The organism is Candidatus Solirubrobacter pratensis, assembly GCF_000425945.1.
GTDB lineage: Bacteria > Actinomycetota > Thermoleophilia > Solirubrobacterales > Solirubrobacteraceae > Solirubrobacter > Solirubrobacter pratensis.
The window spans coordinates 219,906-234,444 of record NZ_AUEK01000012.1 but is presented as its reverse complement, the minus strand read 5'-3'; the positions used below and the strand labels follow the sequence as shown (position 1 = coordinate 234,444).

The 14,539-nt window shown below is 70.3% G+C and carries 15 protein-coding genes; 7 read left to right on the top strand and 8 right to left on the bottom strand.

Annotation, left to right across the window (positions count from 1 at the left end; translation table 11 throughout):
- Positions 1 to 806: alpha/beta fold hydrolase (locus tag H958_RS0119625; RefSeq protein WP_028059912.1), on the top strand; the 806-nt coding region annotated here is incomplete at its 5' end.
- A 194-nt stretch (positions 807 to 1,000) separates the two neighbouring features.
- Here the strand turns inward: H958_RS0119625 and H958_RS0119620 are convergent.
- On the bottom strand, positions 1,001 to 1,312 hold the full coding sequence (locus H958_RS0119620) for a hypothetical protein (protein WP_156028089.1): 312 nt from the start codon (positions 1,310 to 1,312) through the stop codon (positions 1,001 to 1,003).
- Positions 1,313 to 1,460: 148 nt separating this feature from the next.
- Here H958_RS0119620 and H958_RS38775 point away from each other — a divergent pair, with 148 nt between their 5' ends.
- On the top strand, positions 1,461 to 2,081 hold the full coding sequence (locus H958_RS38775) for a gamma carbonic anhydrase family protein (protein WP_051324538.1): 621 nt from the start codon (positions 1,461 to 1,463) through the stop codon (positions 2,079 to 2,081).
- On the opposite strand, the gene H958_RS38770 is transcribed toward H958_RS38775, so the two are convergent.
- A complete protein-coding gene (locus tag H958_RS38770) occupies positions 2,044 to 2,532 on the bottom strand; it encodes a MarR family winged helix-turn-helix transcriptional regulator (protein WP_196807446.1) in 489 nt (162 codons plus the stop codon). The two genes, H958_RS38775 and H958_RS38770, sit on opposite strands and share 38 nt — an antisense overlap.
- Between H958_RS38770 and H958_RS0119605 the strand changes: the two genes are divergently transcribed.
- Entirely contained in the window at positions 2,531 to 2,899 is a 369-nt protein-coding gene (locus tag H958_RS0119605; RefSeq protein WP_028059910.1) for a cupin domain-containing protein, read from the top strand. The genes H958_RS38770 and H958_RS0119605 overlap by 2 nt on opposite strands.
- A gap of 736 nt (positions 2,900 to 3,635) precedes the next feature.
- On the top strand, positions 3,636 to 5,102 hold the full coding sequence (locus H958_RS0119595) for an FAD-dependent monooxygenase (protein WP_028059909.1): 1,467 nt from the start codon (positions 3,636 to 3,638) through the stop codon (positions 5,100 to 5,102).
- A gap of 1,152 nt (positions 5,103 to 6,254) precedes the next feature.
- Here H958_RS0119595 and H958_RS0119585 read toward each other — a convergent pair.
- Positions 6,255 to 6,695 carry a VOC family protein gene (locus tag H958_RS0119585; RefSeq protein WP_028059907.1) on the bottom strand — a complete coding sequence of 147 codons (441 nt, stop codon included), beginning with the start codon at positions 6,693 to 6,695 and terminating at the stop codon, positions 6,255 to 6,257.
- 762 nt (positions 6,696 to 7,457) lie between these two features.
- Here H958_RS0119585 and H958_RS0119575 point away from each other — a divergent pair.
- The 3 genes from H958_RS0119575 (at position 7,458) to H958_RS0119565 (ending at position 9,330) form a co-directional block, all read left to right on the top strand.
- The gene (locus tag H958_RS0119575; protein ID WP_028059905.1) at positions 7,458 to 7,961 is read left to right on the top strand and encodes an RNA polymerase sigma factor; all 504 of its coding nucleotides are present in this window, start codon (positions 7,458 to 7,460) and stop codon (positions 7,959 to 7,961) included.
- On the top strand, positions 7,958 to 8,809 hold the full coding sequence (locus H958_RS0119570; protein WP_028059904.1) for a hypothetical protein: 852 nt from the start codon (positions 7,958 to 7,960) through the stop codon (positions 8,807 to 8,809). Before H958_RS0119575 ends, H958_RS0119570 begins: the two co-directional genes overlap by 4 nt.
- A 332-nt stretch (positions 8,810 to 9,141) precedes the next feature.
- The gene (locus H958_RS0119565) at positions 9,142 to 9,330 is read left to right on the top strand and encodes a hypothetical protein (protein ID WP_156028087.1); all 189 of its coding nucleotides are present in this window, start codon (positions 9,142 to 9,144) and stop codon (positions 9,328 to 9,330) included.
- Positions 9,331 to 9,922: 592 nt separating this feature from the next.
- On the opposite strand, the gene H958_RS46480 is transcribed toward H958_RS0119565, so the two are convergent.
- From H958_RS46480 to H958_RS0119540, 5 genes are all read right to left on the bottom strand, one after another.
- Positions 9,923 to 10,108, bottom strand: coding sequence for a hypothetical protein (locus tag H958_RS46480; RefSeq protein WP_156028086.1), 186 nt, complete (start codon positions 10,106 to 10,108; stop codon positions 9,923 to 9,925).
- Between the two features lie 241 nt (positions 10,109 to 10,349).
- Positions 10,350 to 11,267, bottom strand: coding sequence for an RNA polymerase sigma factor SigJ (gene sigJ / locus H958_RS0119555; RefSeq protein ID WP_028059902.1), 918 nt, complete (start codon positions 11,265 to 11,267; stop codon positions 10,350 to 10,352).
- Positions 11,264 to 12,196: an NAD-dependent epimerase/dehydratase family protein gene (locus H958_RS0119550; RefSeq protein ID WP_028059901.1), complete on the bottom strand. Its 933-nt coding sequence runs from the start codon at positions 12,194 to 12,196 to the stop codon at positions 11,264 to 11,266. Before H958_RS0119550 ends, sigJ begins: the two co-directional genes overlap by 4 nt.
- A gap of 461 nt (positions 12,197 to 12,657) precedes the next feature.
- On the bottom strand, positions 12,658 to 13,389 hold the full coding sequence (locus tag H958_RS43680; protein ID WP_051324536.1) for a GntR family transcriptional regulator: 732 nt from the start codon (positions 13,387 to 13,389) through the stop codon (positions 12,658 to 12,660).
- Positions 13,379 to 14,536, bottom strand: coding sequence for an NAD(P)/FAD-dependent oxidoreductase (locus H958_RS0119540; protein ID WP_407641158.1), 1,158 nt, complete (start codon positions 14,534 to 14,536; stop codon positions 13,379 to 13,381). Before H958_RS0119540 ends, H958_RS43680 begins: the two co-directional genes overlap by 11 nt.
- Between the last annotated feature and the right edge of the window lie 3 nt (positions 14,537 to 14,539).

Below are 14,539 nucleotides of genomic sequence, written 5' to 3'. Positions count from 1 at the left end.
TCGTCGCGATCGGGGGCAGGCGCAGCCTCTACCTGGAGTGCGTGGGTTCGGGCAGCCCAACCGTCGTGCTGGAGGCCGGCTTCGGCGCGGACACGTTTTCCTGGCGAGACGTGCAGCCCGAGGTCGGCCGCAGCACTCGGGCCTGTGCCTACGACCGCGCGGGCACGGGCAACAGCGTCGCGCCGCCGGGCGTGCGTGACGCACGCGACGAGATCGCCGACCTTCGGCGGCTGCTCGGCCGCGCCCGCGTCGAACCGCCGTACGTGCTGGTGGGCCACTCCTACGGCGGGGTCCTGGCGCGCGTGTTCGCGCACCTCTATCCAACGGAGACGGCGGGGCTCGTCCTCATCGACACGATGGGCCGCGACGGACGACGACGCCAGCTCGCCATCTGGCCCGCGTCGCAGGCGCCGGAAATCCGTCGTGGGCTGGCGACCGCCGTGATGGGGAGCATCGACCTCGCCGCCGGCGAGGCGCTCGCCAGCCGGGTCACAACCCTTGGTGACATGCCGCTGGCCGTCATCACGGCCGGCCGACAGGACAACTTCCCGCACACGCCGGCACGGCTCGGCCGCGCCCTGAAACAGCTTTGGAACAGGATGCAGGACGAGCTCGCCGCGCTGTCCGACAACAGCGTGCACGTCGTCGCGCTTGCCAGCAATCACGACGTTCCCTCATCACGCAGCGGCCAGCCGTCCGCCGTCATCCGCGCGGTGCAGGCCGTCGCCGGCGCCGCCCGCAGCCACACGCGCCTTCCGCCCTGCCGCCGTCTGTTCAGCGGCTCCGACGTTCGCTGCCGCAGTTAGCAGAGACCGAGGCTCACCGCGGGATTAGCTCCCGGTGCGCAGACGCCGCCCAGCACTCGGCTCCGATGCGATTGAGACGGCGGCGTCGGTAGCGGCAGGGACGAACAGCGCTTGCGCTTTCGCCTGACAGGAGCGGTGGCGTCGCACCCCGTCCGTGATTTCGCCGTGCGCCTGAATCGTGACGATGGTTTGTGTCATCGGGTGACCCGATCCAGGTTCGCTGCCCCGCCGCCGAACAGCGTGCGCTCGCGTATGGTCGGCTCGGCCCGCAGGCGAGCTCGATCACGTACCACGACGTCGCTCGCGGCGTCGCCCAGATCGTGGGAGTCACTGCGCTCGGGCGGCGCGACTACCCGCTCGAACGCGTCACCTATCGCGACGGCAGCCAGTGCCCCGCTCACTCGCCGCGCACCGGCCCCGCGATCGTGACGTGCCCGCTCGTCGGCTACGCCCGCCCGCCGGCCGACGCCCAGGCCGCCCGCAAGCTCGACGTCCGCCTCGGGCACGTCCACATGCACGGCGCCCGCCGACTGAAGATCCGTGTGAGCTTCCGCGCCCCGCTCGCGATCAGGGCGCCGCGACGGCTACCCCGGCGCTGCGGCGATCGTCGACGCGCTCACCGACGGCGACCGTCGTGTCGTAGCGTCCCGCCGCATGGAGATCGAGCATCGCGGAAGCGTTCCCGAGGTCCACCCGAGCGCGTACGTCGCGCCGAACGCGGTCCTGTGCGGCGACGTTCGCGTCGGCGAGGACGCGCGCGTACTGTTCGGCGCGGTCGTGAGCGCCGAGGACGGGCGCGTGGAGATCGGCGCGCGCTGCGTCGTGATGGAGTTGGCGCTCGTGCGCGCCCGCGCGGCGCACCCCGTCGTCCTCGGCGACGACGTGCTGATCGGGCCGCACGCGCACATCAACGGCTGCACGATCGGCGAGGGGTCGTTCATCGCGACCGGCGCCTCGCTGTTTCTGGGCGCGCGGCTCGGCAACCGCGTCGAGGTGCGCATCAACGGCGTCGTGCACGTCAAAACGGCGCTCGAGGACGGCGCGACGGTGCCGATCGGCTGGGTTGCGGTCGGCGACCCGGCGCAGATCCTCCCGCCCGATCGCCATGACGACATCTGGGCGGTGCAGGAGAGGCTCGACTTCCCAGGGACCGTCTACGGGCTGCCGCGCGACGCGAGCGCGCGCGAGCGGATGGAGCGACAGGCCGCCTGGTTCGGCGCCCACAAGGAGGACCGGCTCACCAGACCGGGCGGGCGCCGTCGCCTTCGCCGCTGAAGCGCACGAGCACGCGGCGCAGCGCGTCGACGTCCGCGTCGCCGAGCGCGCACCGCAGCTCGCGCTCCATCCTGCGGCTCTCGGCGAGCGCCGCCTCGCGCACGCGCCGGCCCTTGTCGGTCAGCGCGAGGATCTTGGCCCGCCGGTCGGCCGGGTGCGGCTCGCGCGCGAGGAAGCCGCGCGCCTCCATCTCGTCGATGACCTTGATAGCCGCCTGCTTGGTCACGCCGAGCCGCTCCGCCAGCTCGGTCAGTCCCTGGGGCGAGTCCGCCAGGGCGCGGATCACGAACCCGAACGACGAGCGCATGTCGTCGATGCCGGCGCGCCGGACCGCGGCGTCGAGCCGGTCGGCGACCGGCCGCGAGGCGCCGACCACGAGCAGCGCGAAGTCGGGTCCGATAGTTCCCTGTGGTGTACTGTTCGCCACGGCGAACGAAAGGATAGCGAGCATGCCGGTCATCACCCCCGAAGAGGCCCCGACATTCGACGCGCCCGGCGCGACGATCACCGGGCTCGCCTCGCCCTCGCGCGGCAGCGCCGACACGTCGGCCTGGCGCGTCCGCCTCGCGCCCGGGCACGCGTCCCCGCTGCACTCGCTCGACCGCGAGGAGGTCTTCGTCGTGCTCGAGGGCGAGCTGACGGCGCGCTATGCGACGCACGACGAGCGCGTCGGCGCGGGCGGCGCGCTGATCGTCAAGCCCGGCGCCGAGTTCAGCCTGATCGCCGAGGACGGCCCCGCGGAGGCCGTCTGCATGCTGCCCGTCGGCGGCACGGCGTTGCTGGACGGTGAGCGGATCGTGCCGCCTTGGGCGGTCTGAGCTAGGCGGCGTAGCGCTCGGGCAACTGCAGGCCCGGGCGCTTGTCGTCCCACGGCATCGAGCTGATCCGCCAGCCCTCGGGGGTGCGCACGAACTGGGTCGTCGCCGTTGGTGCACCCGCGCCTCGGGACGCCCTCGACGCGCTCGGGTCATTGATCGAGGCGCGCGCCATCGAGGCCCCGACCGACAGGATCGCCGCGCTGCATCAGGTCACGGACGCGATCCGCGACCTCGCCGGCGGACGCGTGGACGGAGATGGCGCGCTGCTGCCGATGCCTCGATGCAACAGCGAGCACCTCGCCTACGCTGACGCTCGCCTCTCGTCCGCAGAAGGACCGGGACTCGGGGCTCGCACACCGCCGAAAGCGGCCGCGTGGTGCCGTGCATGCCGTGCTGACCAACGCCTGTGTGTCCAGCCGAGCGAGACGCTTGTCGTCGAACGAAAGCAGGTCGTCACGTCGCGGAGACTTGCGCGGGGTCGGTGTCTTCAGGCCCGTCGGAGATCTCCTAGGCCGCCGGGATCGCGTTTGGCGGCGCGCTGCTGCTTCGCCAAGAGGTCATCCGTCCGCAGCGGACGACTGGGGGAGACCGTTACCGGCTGCTCTCCACTTCCCATCTTATACCGCACTGAAGACGCTCATGAGGCCTTGAGTCTTGCCGCATAATCGGCCGCCGCAAGCAGAATCGAGGGATGGAGGAGCGTGTCATTCTCGACGTATCCGACGGAATCGTGGCGATGACCGAGCATGCCGTGGTCATCGCCGGAGGCGGTCCCGCGGGGATGATGCTGGCGGCCGAGCTGGCGTTGGCGAAGGTCGACGTCGCGGTCGTCGAGCGGCGTCCCGATCACGTGCTCGCCGACGCGCGGGCCGGCGGAATTCACTCGCGCACGATCGAGGTGCTCGATCAGCGCGGGGTCGCCGATCGGTTCCTCGCGGAGGGTCAGGTGGCTCAGGCCGCGACGTTCGGCACGACCGTGATGGACATGAGCGATTTCCCGACGCGTCATCCGTATTCGCTCGGGATCTTCCAGAACCAGATCGAACGGATCATGGCCGCCTGGATCGCCGAGTTGCCGGTGCGCATCTACTACGGGTGTGAGGTGGCGGGCTTCGCGCAGGACGACGCCGGGGTCGATGTCCGGCTGTCCGACGGCGAGCCGCTGCGCGCGCGGTATCTCGTCGGGTGCGATGGAGGACGCAGCCTGATCCGCAAGGCGGCCGGCATCGAGTTCCCGGGCTGGGATCCGACGAGGAGCAACCTGATCGCCGAGGTCGAGCTGACCGAGGAGCCGCCGCCGGGCGTCCGTCACGACGCCGCCGGCGTCCACGGCTTCCACAGGATGCAGGATGGGAAGACGTTCCGGGTGGTCACGACCGAGCAGCAGCTCGGGCCCGCCGGCGAGCCCACCCTGCGCGATCTGAGCGAAGCGCTCATCGCCGTGTACGGCACCGATTTCGGGATCCACAACCCCACGTGGATCTCCAGGTTCACCGACATGACTCGGCAGGCCGCGGCGTATCGCGTGGGGCGAGTCCTACTGGCCGGCGACGCGGCGCACGTGCATTACCCGGCGGGTGGGCAGGGCCTCAGCCTCGGTGTGCAGGATGCGGTGAATCTGGGGTGGAAGCTCGCGCAGGTCGTCGAAGGAACCTGTCAGGAGAGCCTCCTGGACACCTACCACGCCGAGCGCCACCCGGTCGCTGCCCGCGCGCTCAGGTACACGATGGCTCAGACGGCGCTCCAGCGCCACGACGAGCGCATCAAGGCCGTGGTCGATGTGGTGTCGGAGGTGGCGAGCATGGACGAGCCTCGCAAACGGCTCGCCGGGCTCATCTCCGGGCTGGACATCCGGTACGACCTCGGCGAGGGACATCCGCTGCTCGGACGCCGCATGCCCGATCTCGACCTGATCACCGCCGACGGCCGGCTCCGAGTCTTCGAGCTGCTGCACGACGCACGGCCGCTGCTGCTGGACCTCGGTCAGCCCGGCGACTTCGACATCACTCCATGGGCTGACCGGGTCCAGATGGTCGACGCGAGCTACCAGGGCGAGTGGGAGCTCCCCGTGGTCGGCGTGGTCAGCGCCCCCACCGCCGTGCTGATCCGCCCGGACGGCTACGTCGCGTGGGTAGGAGACGGCACCCACCATGGGCTTCCTGACGCGCTGGCCACCTGGTTCGGGCCGCCTACTGCGGCGTAGCTCACCGCCTGTGCAACGTCGATCTGCAGGAAGTTCTGATGAAGATCTGACAAGCGCTTCGGCGATCTTCACCGCGGCGGAACCGAGCTGGGCCACGATCCCTGCTCGCGCAAACAGAAGTGGGTGTCGAGCAGCGAATCGCAACCCACCGCTCGTCGCCAGAAGCAGGGCGCGGCCCTGGAACAGCATCCCGACGATGGAGTCAGGCGTCGAAGTCGCGCTTTACCTCGAAGCGGTGGCGGGCAGTGTGCGTTCAATCGGGCAAGAAGGACACGTGTCTGAATCGCCTGAGGAGAGGCGGCGAAGGACTGAACGATGTCCGGGATGCTGCGGCAGTCGGCTGTGATCGCCATATTTGGCATCACCCAACGCCACCACGTCAGCTGCGCCCAAGCCAAGCGAGTCCTGCGGCAGCTGAAAGGCAACAGACGCGCCCACACCGTACCCATGGTCTGTGGCCGCTCACGCCTGGTGCAGGGGTGGCGGTTGAAGAACCTCGGCAGAGCATTCAACGTCGTGTGGAACAGCTACCAGCGCGGAACCGTCTCATTTCACTACGAGCGCGTCCAGCACTACGGTCGCGAGTATTGCCGGCCTCCGTACGGCTCGGGTGAGGAGGTGGGGTGAGGAGGGCATATAGGCCCTTGCGCCGTCGCGACGCTCGTCGCGTCTCGGCTGGAGGGACACGCCCGAGCGATCCGTCAGCGACCTGCTCATTGACGCCCGTCGCGCAACCAGCAGCGCGAGCCATTCGTCGTCCGCGGCTCGCCGGTCGTCGCCCCTGCTGGTCCAACGCATCGCGGGCGCCGGCAAGCACCCGCGTCAGTCGCGGCGGCGGGTCAGCAACCGGCGGCGTCCAGCGCTATCCGTGAGGCGTAGCGGGCGGGCGGGCGGGCTCAGGCGGACCACGGTCGAATCTCGCCCACGGACGTGTCGGGGCACTGGGACGTGAAGACCCGCACCCGTGCGCCCGCGCGGGTGGGCATGTGGTCGCTGCGCGGAGCCTCGGAGTAGAGCGCTTCTTGCAAACACGGCCCCAGCAGGGCGGGGTGCGGGATCGGATCGATCGAACGGCTGCCGGCGACCACGAACTCCGCCCATTCCAGGTGCTTGCCGTGGCGGGACGCGTCGCGTCGGAAGCCGCAGGAGGTTTCAGCTGAGCTGCTCGGCCAGTCCGATGATGATGCCCTCAGGGCCACGCAGGAAGCAGAGCCGGTGGATGTCCTCGTACTGCGCGATCTCGCCGACGAGTTCGCCACCGTGGCTGCGCAGGCGGGCAACGACGTCGTCGATGTCCTCGACAGCGAACATGATGCGGCGTATGCCCAGCGCGTTCGCCGGCGCGCTTTCCGGCTCCGCTCTGACCGCCGGCGGCGTGTGGAACTTCGTCAGCTCAATCCGGCCGTGGCCGTCCGGGGTCCGCATCATGGTGATGTCGGCACGGACGTCGTTGAGCCCGACGGTGCTGTCCACCCAAGGCCCCTCGACCTGCGTCTCGCCTTCCAGCTCCATACCGAGCTCGGCGAAGAACGCTTTGGCAGCCTGGAGGTCGTCGACAACGATGAGAACGTTGTCCATCCGCTGAAGCGTCATATCGTGGTCTCCTGGTGTCGTGGGCCAGCGCCTATCGTGGCCCTTCACCTGGTGAGCGGAGCCGGTCAGAGCTTCTCGACATGGAAGCACTCATCTAGCTGACCATCGCCTAGCGGGACCCCTTGGGGGCGTTGTGCCTGCAGATCGTCGCCTCTCACGGCCGCTCGTTGTCGCGTGTCCTGAAGCACCCGCCCGGTGAAGAGCCCGGTCGGGGGCGCCGGCGTCTTGCCTAGGCACAGCGTGGACGCTCCGACCCAGCCTCGCTGCGTTGCCTCTCACGGTCTCCGCGTTCGCTATGCCTGATTGCGATAGCGCCGGTGCTCGAGCTCGCTCCGATCGGGAGCTCGCGCGCCCGATGAGGGCTGATGACGCCGAAGGCCGCGCGATCGGCGTTTCGCCCGGCCTGTCCGTCAGGCGGCGCGGGCGCAGATGATCGCGGAGCCGGCGTGCTCGTGGTGCCCGGACTCCGGGCATGTCACGGCTCGCCGCTCTGGCCGGAGGTCGCCCGCTCGCGTCGACGGCGATCGGCGCTGCGGCACGCGGTCACCGCGGCGTCGACGAGGCAGATCGTCGCGTCGCAACGCGACGGCAGCGCGGCGGCCGGTTGGCTCCGCAGAGATCACGCGGACCATGAGCAGAGGCGCGTCCGCGGCGCACGAGGTGATGAAGCAGCGCGGCTTCGCCATGAGCTTGAAGCGAGAACCGGATCTCTGAGTTGATCTGACTGGTTGCGTTGCGGCCGGTGCCGGACACTTGCCCCGCGTGGACTTCGAAGACCTGTATCGCGCGACGTATCCACGGGTGCTCGCCTATGCGCGCTCCGTCGCGTCGCGCGAGGACGCTGACGATGCGGTCGCGGAGACGTTCGCGATCGCGTGGCGGCGCCAGCGGGACATCCCGCGCGGCGCCGAGCTCGGCTGGCTGATCGGCGTCGCACGTCGCGTGCTGGCCAACGCGCGACGGAGCCGGCGGCGGGCGGGAGCGGTGCACGCGCTGCTCGACATGCAGCCGCGCGTCGCGGGCCCCGATCCCGCGGACCGGATCGAGGACGGCGAGTTGCGTGCCGCGCTGCTGACGCTCTCGCCGCTCGATCGCGAGGCCGTCGTGCTGACGTCCTGGTTCGACCTCTCCGCGGCGGACGCCGCCGGGGCGCTCGGCATCACGCCAGCCGCGTTCCGGATGCGCAGCGCCCGCGCACGGCGGCGGCTGCGCGCCGCCCTCTCATCCACTCCAACGAAGGAACGAGCGCAATGGAACACCCTGTGAACAGCGAGATAGAGCGCCGGCTGCGCGCGTCGCGTCCGGTCGTGGACGACGAGGCCATCGATGCCGCGCTGCTCGAGCGCGTGCGCCGTCTGCCGACCGAGCGCCGGCGCATCGCGCCACGGCTCGCGCCGGTGGCGGCGCTCGCAGTCGTGATCGCGGCAGCGGTGGTGGTGCTCACGGGCGGGCCGAGCGGGCCGCCCTCGGCGTCGGCCCTCACGCAGGCGGCACTGCACTGGTTCGCTCCACCGCCCGGCACGATCCTGCACGTGCGCAGCGTCGAGACGCAGGGCGGCGTCACGACGACGCGTGAGCTGTGGGAGTCGGCCGACCATCCGGAGCAGGCGCGCGAGCTGCGCCGGAGCGGCACCCAGGCGCAAGAGACGTCCGGCAACGCGTTCTATGACACGGCAACCAACACGATTCACGAGTCGTCAGCGAAGCCCGCTCCCGCGAAGCCGGCCGACACCGCGAAGGCGCCGGGCAAGGTCGACCCGCTGGCGGGCCTGCCGGCGGCCGACCCGGTCGTCGACAAGACCCGCGCGCTGCTGCAGGCGGGGCAGATGGAGGTCTCGGGGCACGCGACGATCGACGGGCAAGACGCGTGGGCGATCTCGCTCAAGGCCGACGCCGGGCGCCCGGTGTGGACGCTCTACGTCGCCGCCGACGGACGCCCCCTCGAACTGCGCGACCCCGGCCGCGACGCGAGCGAGGCTCCGCAGACGATCCGCTGGCCGGTCTACGAAGTGCTGCGCGACGTCCGCGATCGCGACGCGCTGCTGACGCTCCAAGGTGCGCACCCAGGCGCGCAGGTCATCACCGACGACGCGCCGCCGCCGCAGAAGGGCTAGCCCGTCCCACCCTCGCGGCGCGGCACGCCTGTAGTCGAGCTGCGCCGCGAGCGCGTCCACTTCGCCACCAGCCAGTGGTCTGAGGTGTCCGCGCACCCTTAGATCTGCCGGCTGCTCGGCGACGGGCGCCTCGTACTCCGTCATGCATGCTTGCCTTCAAGCGATCTCATCCGGATCGCATCACCTGGGCCACGTGCGAGGCGCGCCGATGCGTGTCAACGGGCGAACACTGGCGCCCGCTACTCCGCTGAAAACTGACCCCCTCTGCTCGGTGTGCGAGCCGGGGTAGTCGGCGAGACTGAGTGCTGGCGGCCGCGAGTCAGGCGTCTCGGGTGGAGCGCGAGGAGACTGACGCGGAACTCCGGATCGCGCTGCAAGGCGACCGCGATCCTGATGCTCGTCCACTCGCTGCGGAACAGCCACCGCTCGACTGGCCCTGGCGAGCGGCCGTCCTCCAGGACGGCGTATCCGAAATCGTCGACCAGCCAGCGCAGTTCATCGTCTGCCGCTTTCGGGAGTAGTGCGCCTCAGCCTCCGCGCGGCGGCCTGCCTCGCGGCGGGCGCGCGAGCGAACCTCCTCCACCGCGACCACCGAGTCAACTTCGCCCGAGCCGCCGCAGAGACGACACGACCGCCAGCCTCGCCGCCATTCGCCCGATGCGCCCGCCTCCACGCCTCGCACCCAGCCTTCCCGTCCACCTGCCCCCTGACATCCAGGGCACTGCGTCCGCCCACGACCAGCCACCGCCGCAGACTACAGGCCGCCGGCTCGTGGATTCCATGCGACGCGACGCCGAGTTCCGACGCGCTGCGTCGTTCGCCTGGCACCGGGAGTGCCGCTCATGCCTCGTTGCGACAGCGACGGTGCTTGAGCTCCCACCGATGGCGGGCTCGCAGACTGCGACGTCGTGCCTATGCACCGGGTGCCATGCGTCGGGCCGGAGTGGGGCTTCCGTTCGTCGTCCTGAGCGGCGACGAGATCGACGACGGCGTCGGCTACCGGTCGCGCAGGCGAGCAGGCGCCGAGACCTGCTTGCCGCGCAATTCAGGGAAGACGATCACGCCGCCGCGATGCGTGTTGTCTCGCAGAAGCCGGGGCGCTCTCTCGGAGGCTTATCCGGCGGCGAGTTGCGTCAGTGCCGTGATGCGTCGTCCGAGGGCGTCTCGCTCGCTCTCGTCGATCCAGCGGCGATCGACGCGGGCCTCGACGCGGAATGCAGGCTTGCGGTGATCCTCGATCAGGTCCACCTCGATTGCCTCGGCCACGTACTCGGGCGCCGCGGTCATCGGCTCCTGCACGGTGCGGGCACACCGGCGCGCGGTCAACGCGACGTTCCCGCTCGTGAGCAACGCGAGGGCAACCTGAGGATGCTCCCACAGCGCGGCGCAGCGATCGGCGCGTCTGATGCAGGGCCAGCAGGATCTCGCGGTCACTGGCTCGCACCGGGCGCGCAGACCGGGATCGCGTGTGGCCCCTCGTCGCCCGAGGTCGCGAGGATCGCGATCGCGCGTGGGCGGCCACTCGGGGAGCGCTGCGGGCTCATGTCGCCGACTTCAGCAGCGACTTGAAGTCGCCGACCGGGCCGAGGTGGCGCAGCTTGTCGGGGTTGACGATTCCCCGGATGCTCGTGATCTGATCGCCGGTGGTGTCGAGCGCGCACACGCCGATGAGTCGCTGTTGGCCGTCGAGCAGGAGCGCTCCCGGGCCGCCGTTGATCTCGACGAGGCGCGAGGACACGCCCGGTAGGCGCGCGACCCGGCCGAACCAGGCGATGACTGCGCGCGCGACATGGCTGCGGCCGTGCAGCGACCGCGCGAGCGCGGGGACCCTCCCGCCGCCGTCGCCGGTCAGCTCCACGTCATGCGCGAGCAGCGTCTCGAGCTCGGCGAGATCGCCGTGCTCGGCGGCCGCGAAGAACCGTCGTGTCAGCTCGTCGCGCTGCTCGCGCGTGGTCTGGAAGCGCGGCCGGCGCTGCTTGACGTGACGCCTGGCGCGGGTCGCGAGCTGGCGCGCGTTGTCCTCGCTCTTGCCGATGATCGCCGCGATCTCGGGATACCCGTAGTCGAAGACGTCGTGCAGCAGCAGCACGGCGCGCTGCTCGGGCGAGAGGCTCTCGAGCAGCACCAGCATCGCGAGCGACACGGAGTCGGCCGTCTCTGCGTGCCGGGCCGGATCATCGTCGCGGTCGGTGATGATCGGCTCCGGCAGCCATTCGCCGAAGTACTGCTCGCGACGGGCGCGCGCCGAGCGCAGGTCATTGATCGCCAGCCGGGTCGTGACCGTGGCGACGAACGCGCGCGGCGATGCGATCTCGTCGCCGCCGTCGAGCGCCTGATGCACCCGCAGCAGCGCTTCCTGCATCACGTCCTCGGCTTCGGAGACGCTGCCGAGCATCCGGTAGGCGATCGCGAACGCGTGCGGCCGCAGCTCGTCGAGCAGGCGCTCGCGATCGGTCATGCCACCAAGATCCCCTGCCGCCAGCTCGGGTGCCCCGGGCGCCACGCCAGCTCGCGCTTGGCCTTGGCGTTCGAGGCGCCGCGGATCTGGGTCATCATCACCGCGCCCCACTCACCCGCGAACAGCCGCCCGATGAATCGCGGTACGCGCATCGGCTTCTTCGCGCCGAGCTGCACAGCCAACGCCGGCAGCCACTCCGCGACGGCCGCGGGGTCGTCGTCGACAACGTTGTAGATCCCGCGGCCGCCGTGCTCGACCGCCGCCACCGTCGCCTCCGCGGCATCGTCGACATGGATGAACGACCACACGCCGCCACCGTCGCCGACCAGCGGGAACTTGCGGCGGCGGACCAACTCGTAGGACTCCTGGCCCGGCGCCATCGAGGTGCCCGGACCGTAGAACCAGCCATAGCGCAGCACGATCCCCTCCGTCCACCGCGCACCGAGGACGGCATCCTCGAGGTGACGGATCGCCTCGAGTCCCCGGCGCATCTCGCGCGCCGGCGACTGGTCCAACGCGTCATCTTCGCTCTTGACAGCGCCGCCGGTGCGCGCGTAGACCGCGATGTTGCTCTGCGCGACGAATCGCCGCACCCCCACCGCCTGCCCGGCCGAGAGCAGGTGATCGGTGCCCTCGGTCCGCAAGCGGTTGGTCAGAGCGAACTCACGATCGAGATTGCGCATGTCCAACTCGGCGGGAATCGCGGTCAGCTGATGGACGATCACGTTCGGCCGCGCCCTCGCCACCGCCTCGGCGACCTGATCGGCATCGAGCGCGTCCGCAACCACCGGCACCGCGCCCGCCGCCTCGAGCATCGCCCGCTTCGACGCGCTCCGCGTCATACCATGAACCTCATGACCCGCCGCAACCAAACGCGGCACCAGCTGCTTGCCGATCGCTCCCGTCGCACCAGCCACAAACACCTTCATCATCAACTCCTTGACCGAGGATCACCTACACCCCTCAAGACAAGACGGCAGCCTCGGCTGTGACACCTCCGAGCGGCCCAGCACGTGAGCGCGGGCCCGCCGTCGCCGAGATGCACCGCACCCGGGGCAATGCAGGTGTCTCCCGGCAGCGGACGAGTTCTCTGCTCGTCGCCAGAACCAGGACGCGGCGCCTGCTTTCGCCCGGGGGAGCAGGAGCTGGCGTAGTGGCCGATGTCGCCGCTGCCTCGGACGAGGAGCAGCAGCGCCGCCAGCCGGTCCTGTCCCGGCGTCTTGCATAGGCACAGGTCGACGCTCCGACCCAGCCTCGCTGCCGCTCACGGTCTCCGCTTGCGCAATCGCCTGAACGGAGTGACGAGCGTCGGGTCCGCGATGCCCGAGTCCGCGTGACCCAACCGTCCTAATGCACCACGTGTATCGAGGGAGGCGGACGAGGTTCTATGTCAGTCGCGCCGCGCGAGTTCGCCGGCGCCGCGAGTGAGCGCAAGCCATAGCTCGTGGTCGAACTCCTCGTCGAGCCGGCCGATGAGGTCGGCGATCCAGCGCTCGAACTTTTCCTGCCAGAGCCGGCCTGCCGCCTCGGCATCGTGGGCGGCGATCGCCTCATGCAGCGCCTGGACCTCGCCGACCACGCGCGGCAGGGAATCCAGTAGGCCGATGTTGAGCGCGCCGAGGAACATGCGTACCTGCCAGGTGAGGCGCCCGAACTCGCCCGCCACGCGCGGCAGACCGGCGGCGGCGATGACCGCTGCTTGGTAGGCCAGGTCGGCCTCGATCGCATCGTCAGCGCGCTGCCGTTCGCCCGCGCGGACGAGCCGCGTCAATTCGCGTTCGAGCGGGCCGAGCGCCAGCGGTTCCGGCTCGAGCATGAGCTTATGCAGCGCGAGTGTGCCGAGCGAGGCCCGCAGCGCGTAGACCTCAAGCACGTCGACGGCGCGCAGTTCGGGGACGATGGCACCACGGTTGGGGACGAGCATGACGAGCCCGTCACGCTCGAGCAGCCGGAGTGCGTCGCGTACCGGCGCGCGCGAGAAGCCGAGGCCCTCGGCCAGCGGGATCTCTTTGATGCGCTCGCCGGGACGAAGGCGGCCGGAGACGATTGCGTCGCGGATGCCCTCGACGGCGAGGTCGACGTTGGACGGCGCGGGTCCGCGAGGGCGTGGTTCAGACGACATTGAACTCGGGTGCCAGTGCTCCGCTGTCGAAGCGCTCGGCGCTCATTGGTGTGACGTCGACGAATAGCTCGCGGCCAAGCACGAGGTCGCGCAGTATCTCGCCAGTTGCGGGTCCCTGAAGGAAGCCGTGGCCGGAGAATCCGGTGGCGTAGAGGAAGCGCGAGATCTGCTCGAACTCGCCGATCATCGCGTTGCCGTCGGGGCTCATGTCGTACAGGCCGGCCCAGCCGCCCTGGATCGGCGCCGAGGCAATTCGCGGCGCCCGGTGCTCGGCGACCTCGAGCAGGCGGGGGATCCAGTCATCGGTCGTCTCGGTTGAGAAGCCTGGCTGCTCGTCCGGGTCGCTCACGCTCATCAGCAATCCGCGGCCTTCGCGGTGGAAGTAGAAGCCGCTCGTGAAGTCGATCGTCAGCGGCAGCTTGGCCGGCAGGTCGCCCATCGGTGCGGTGAACAGCACCTGACGGCGCATCGGGGTGACATCGAGTCGCACGCCCGCCATCTCCCCGCATGCCCGGGACCATGCGCCGGCCGCGCTGATGACCGTGCCGGTGGCGACGGTCCCGCGAGGGGTACGCACGCCGGTGATGACGCCATCGACGACGTCGATCCCGTCAGCCCGGGTCGACACAGCGATGTGTGCGCCGTGCTGTCGTGCGCCGTATGCGTAGCCCTGGACGACGGATTCGGGCGTGGCGTGCGCGTCGGTAGGGCAGTAGCTCGCGGCGAGGATGTCGTCGCCCGCGAGCAGTGGGCAGAGCTTGAGCGCTTCTTCGGGAGTGACGATCCGTGATGGCACCCCGAGCTGGTTCTGCAGCGCGACACTGCGCCGGAAGACATCGAGCTCCGCCTCGGTGGTGAGCACGAAGAGGTAGCCGATCTCCTCGTAGTCGATCTCCCACCCGGGCCGCTCCGCGAAGCGCTTGTAGGCCTCCAGGCTGCGCTTACCGAGCTCGATGTTGAGCGAGTCCGAGAACTGCGCGCGTAGACCGCCCGCCGCTTTGGAAGTGGAGCCGCTCGCGAGTTGGTCGCGCTCGAGCAGGACAACGTCTGCACCGGCCTCGGCGAGATGGAACGCGGCGCTCGCGCCGACGACGCCGCCTCCGATGATCACGACGTCTGCACCCGAGGGCAGCGGAAGGCGGGGCATGCC

Excerpts from the sequence above, each read along its gene's own strand:
- H958_RS38775 (WP_051324538.1), top strand. The coding sequence starts at position 1,461 with ATGGAGATCGAGCATCGCGGAAGCGTTCCCGAGGTCCACCCGAGCGCG.
- H958_RS0119605 (WP_028059910.1), top strand. The coding sequence starts at position 2,531 with ATGCCGGTCATCACCCCCGAAGAGGCCCCGACATTCGACGCGCCCGGC.
- H958_RS38770 (WP_196807446.1), bottom strand. The coding sequence starts at position 2,532 with ATGCTCGCTATCCTTTCGTTCGCCGTGGCGAACAGTACACCACAGGGA.
- H958_RS0119595 (WP_028059909.1), top strand. The coding sequence starts at position 3,636 with ATGACCGAGCATGCCGTGGTCATCGCCGGAGGCGGTCCCGCGGGGATG.
- H958_RS0119585 (WP_028059907.1), bottom strand. The coding sequence starts at position 6,695 with ATGACGCTTCAGCGGATGGACAACGTTCTCATCGTTGTCGACGACCTC.
- sigJ (WP_028059902.1), bottom strand. The coding sequence starts at position 11,267 with ATGACCGATCGCGAGCGCCTGCTCGACGAGCTGCGGCCGCACGCGTTC.
- H958_RS0119550 (WP_028059901.1), bottom strand. The coding sequence starts at position 12,196 with ATGAAGGTGTTTGTGGCTGGTGCGACGGGAGCGATCGGCAAGCAGCTG.
- H958_RS43680 (WP_051324536.1), bottom strand. The coding sequence starts at position 13,389 with ATGTCGTCTGAACCACGCCCTCGCGGACCCGCGCCGTCCAACGTCGAC.
- H958_RS0119540 (WP_407641158.1), bottom strand. The coding sequence starts at position 14,536 with ATGCCCCGCCTTCCGCTGCCCTCGGGTGCAGACGTCGTGATCATCGGA.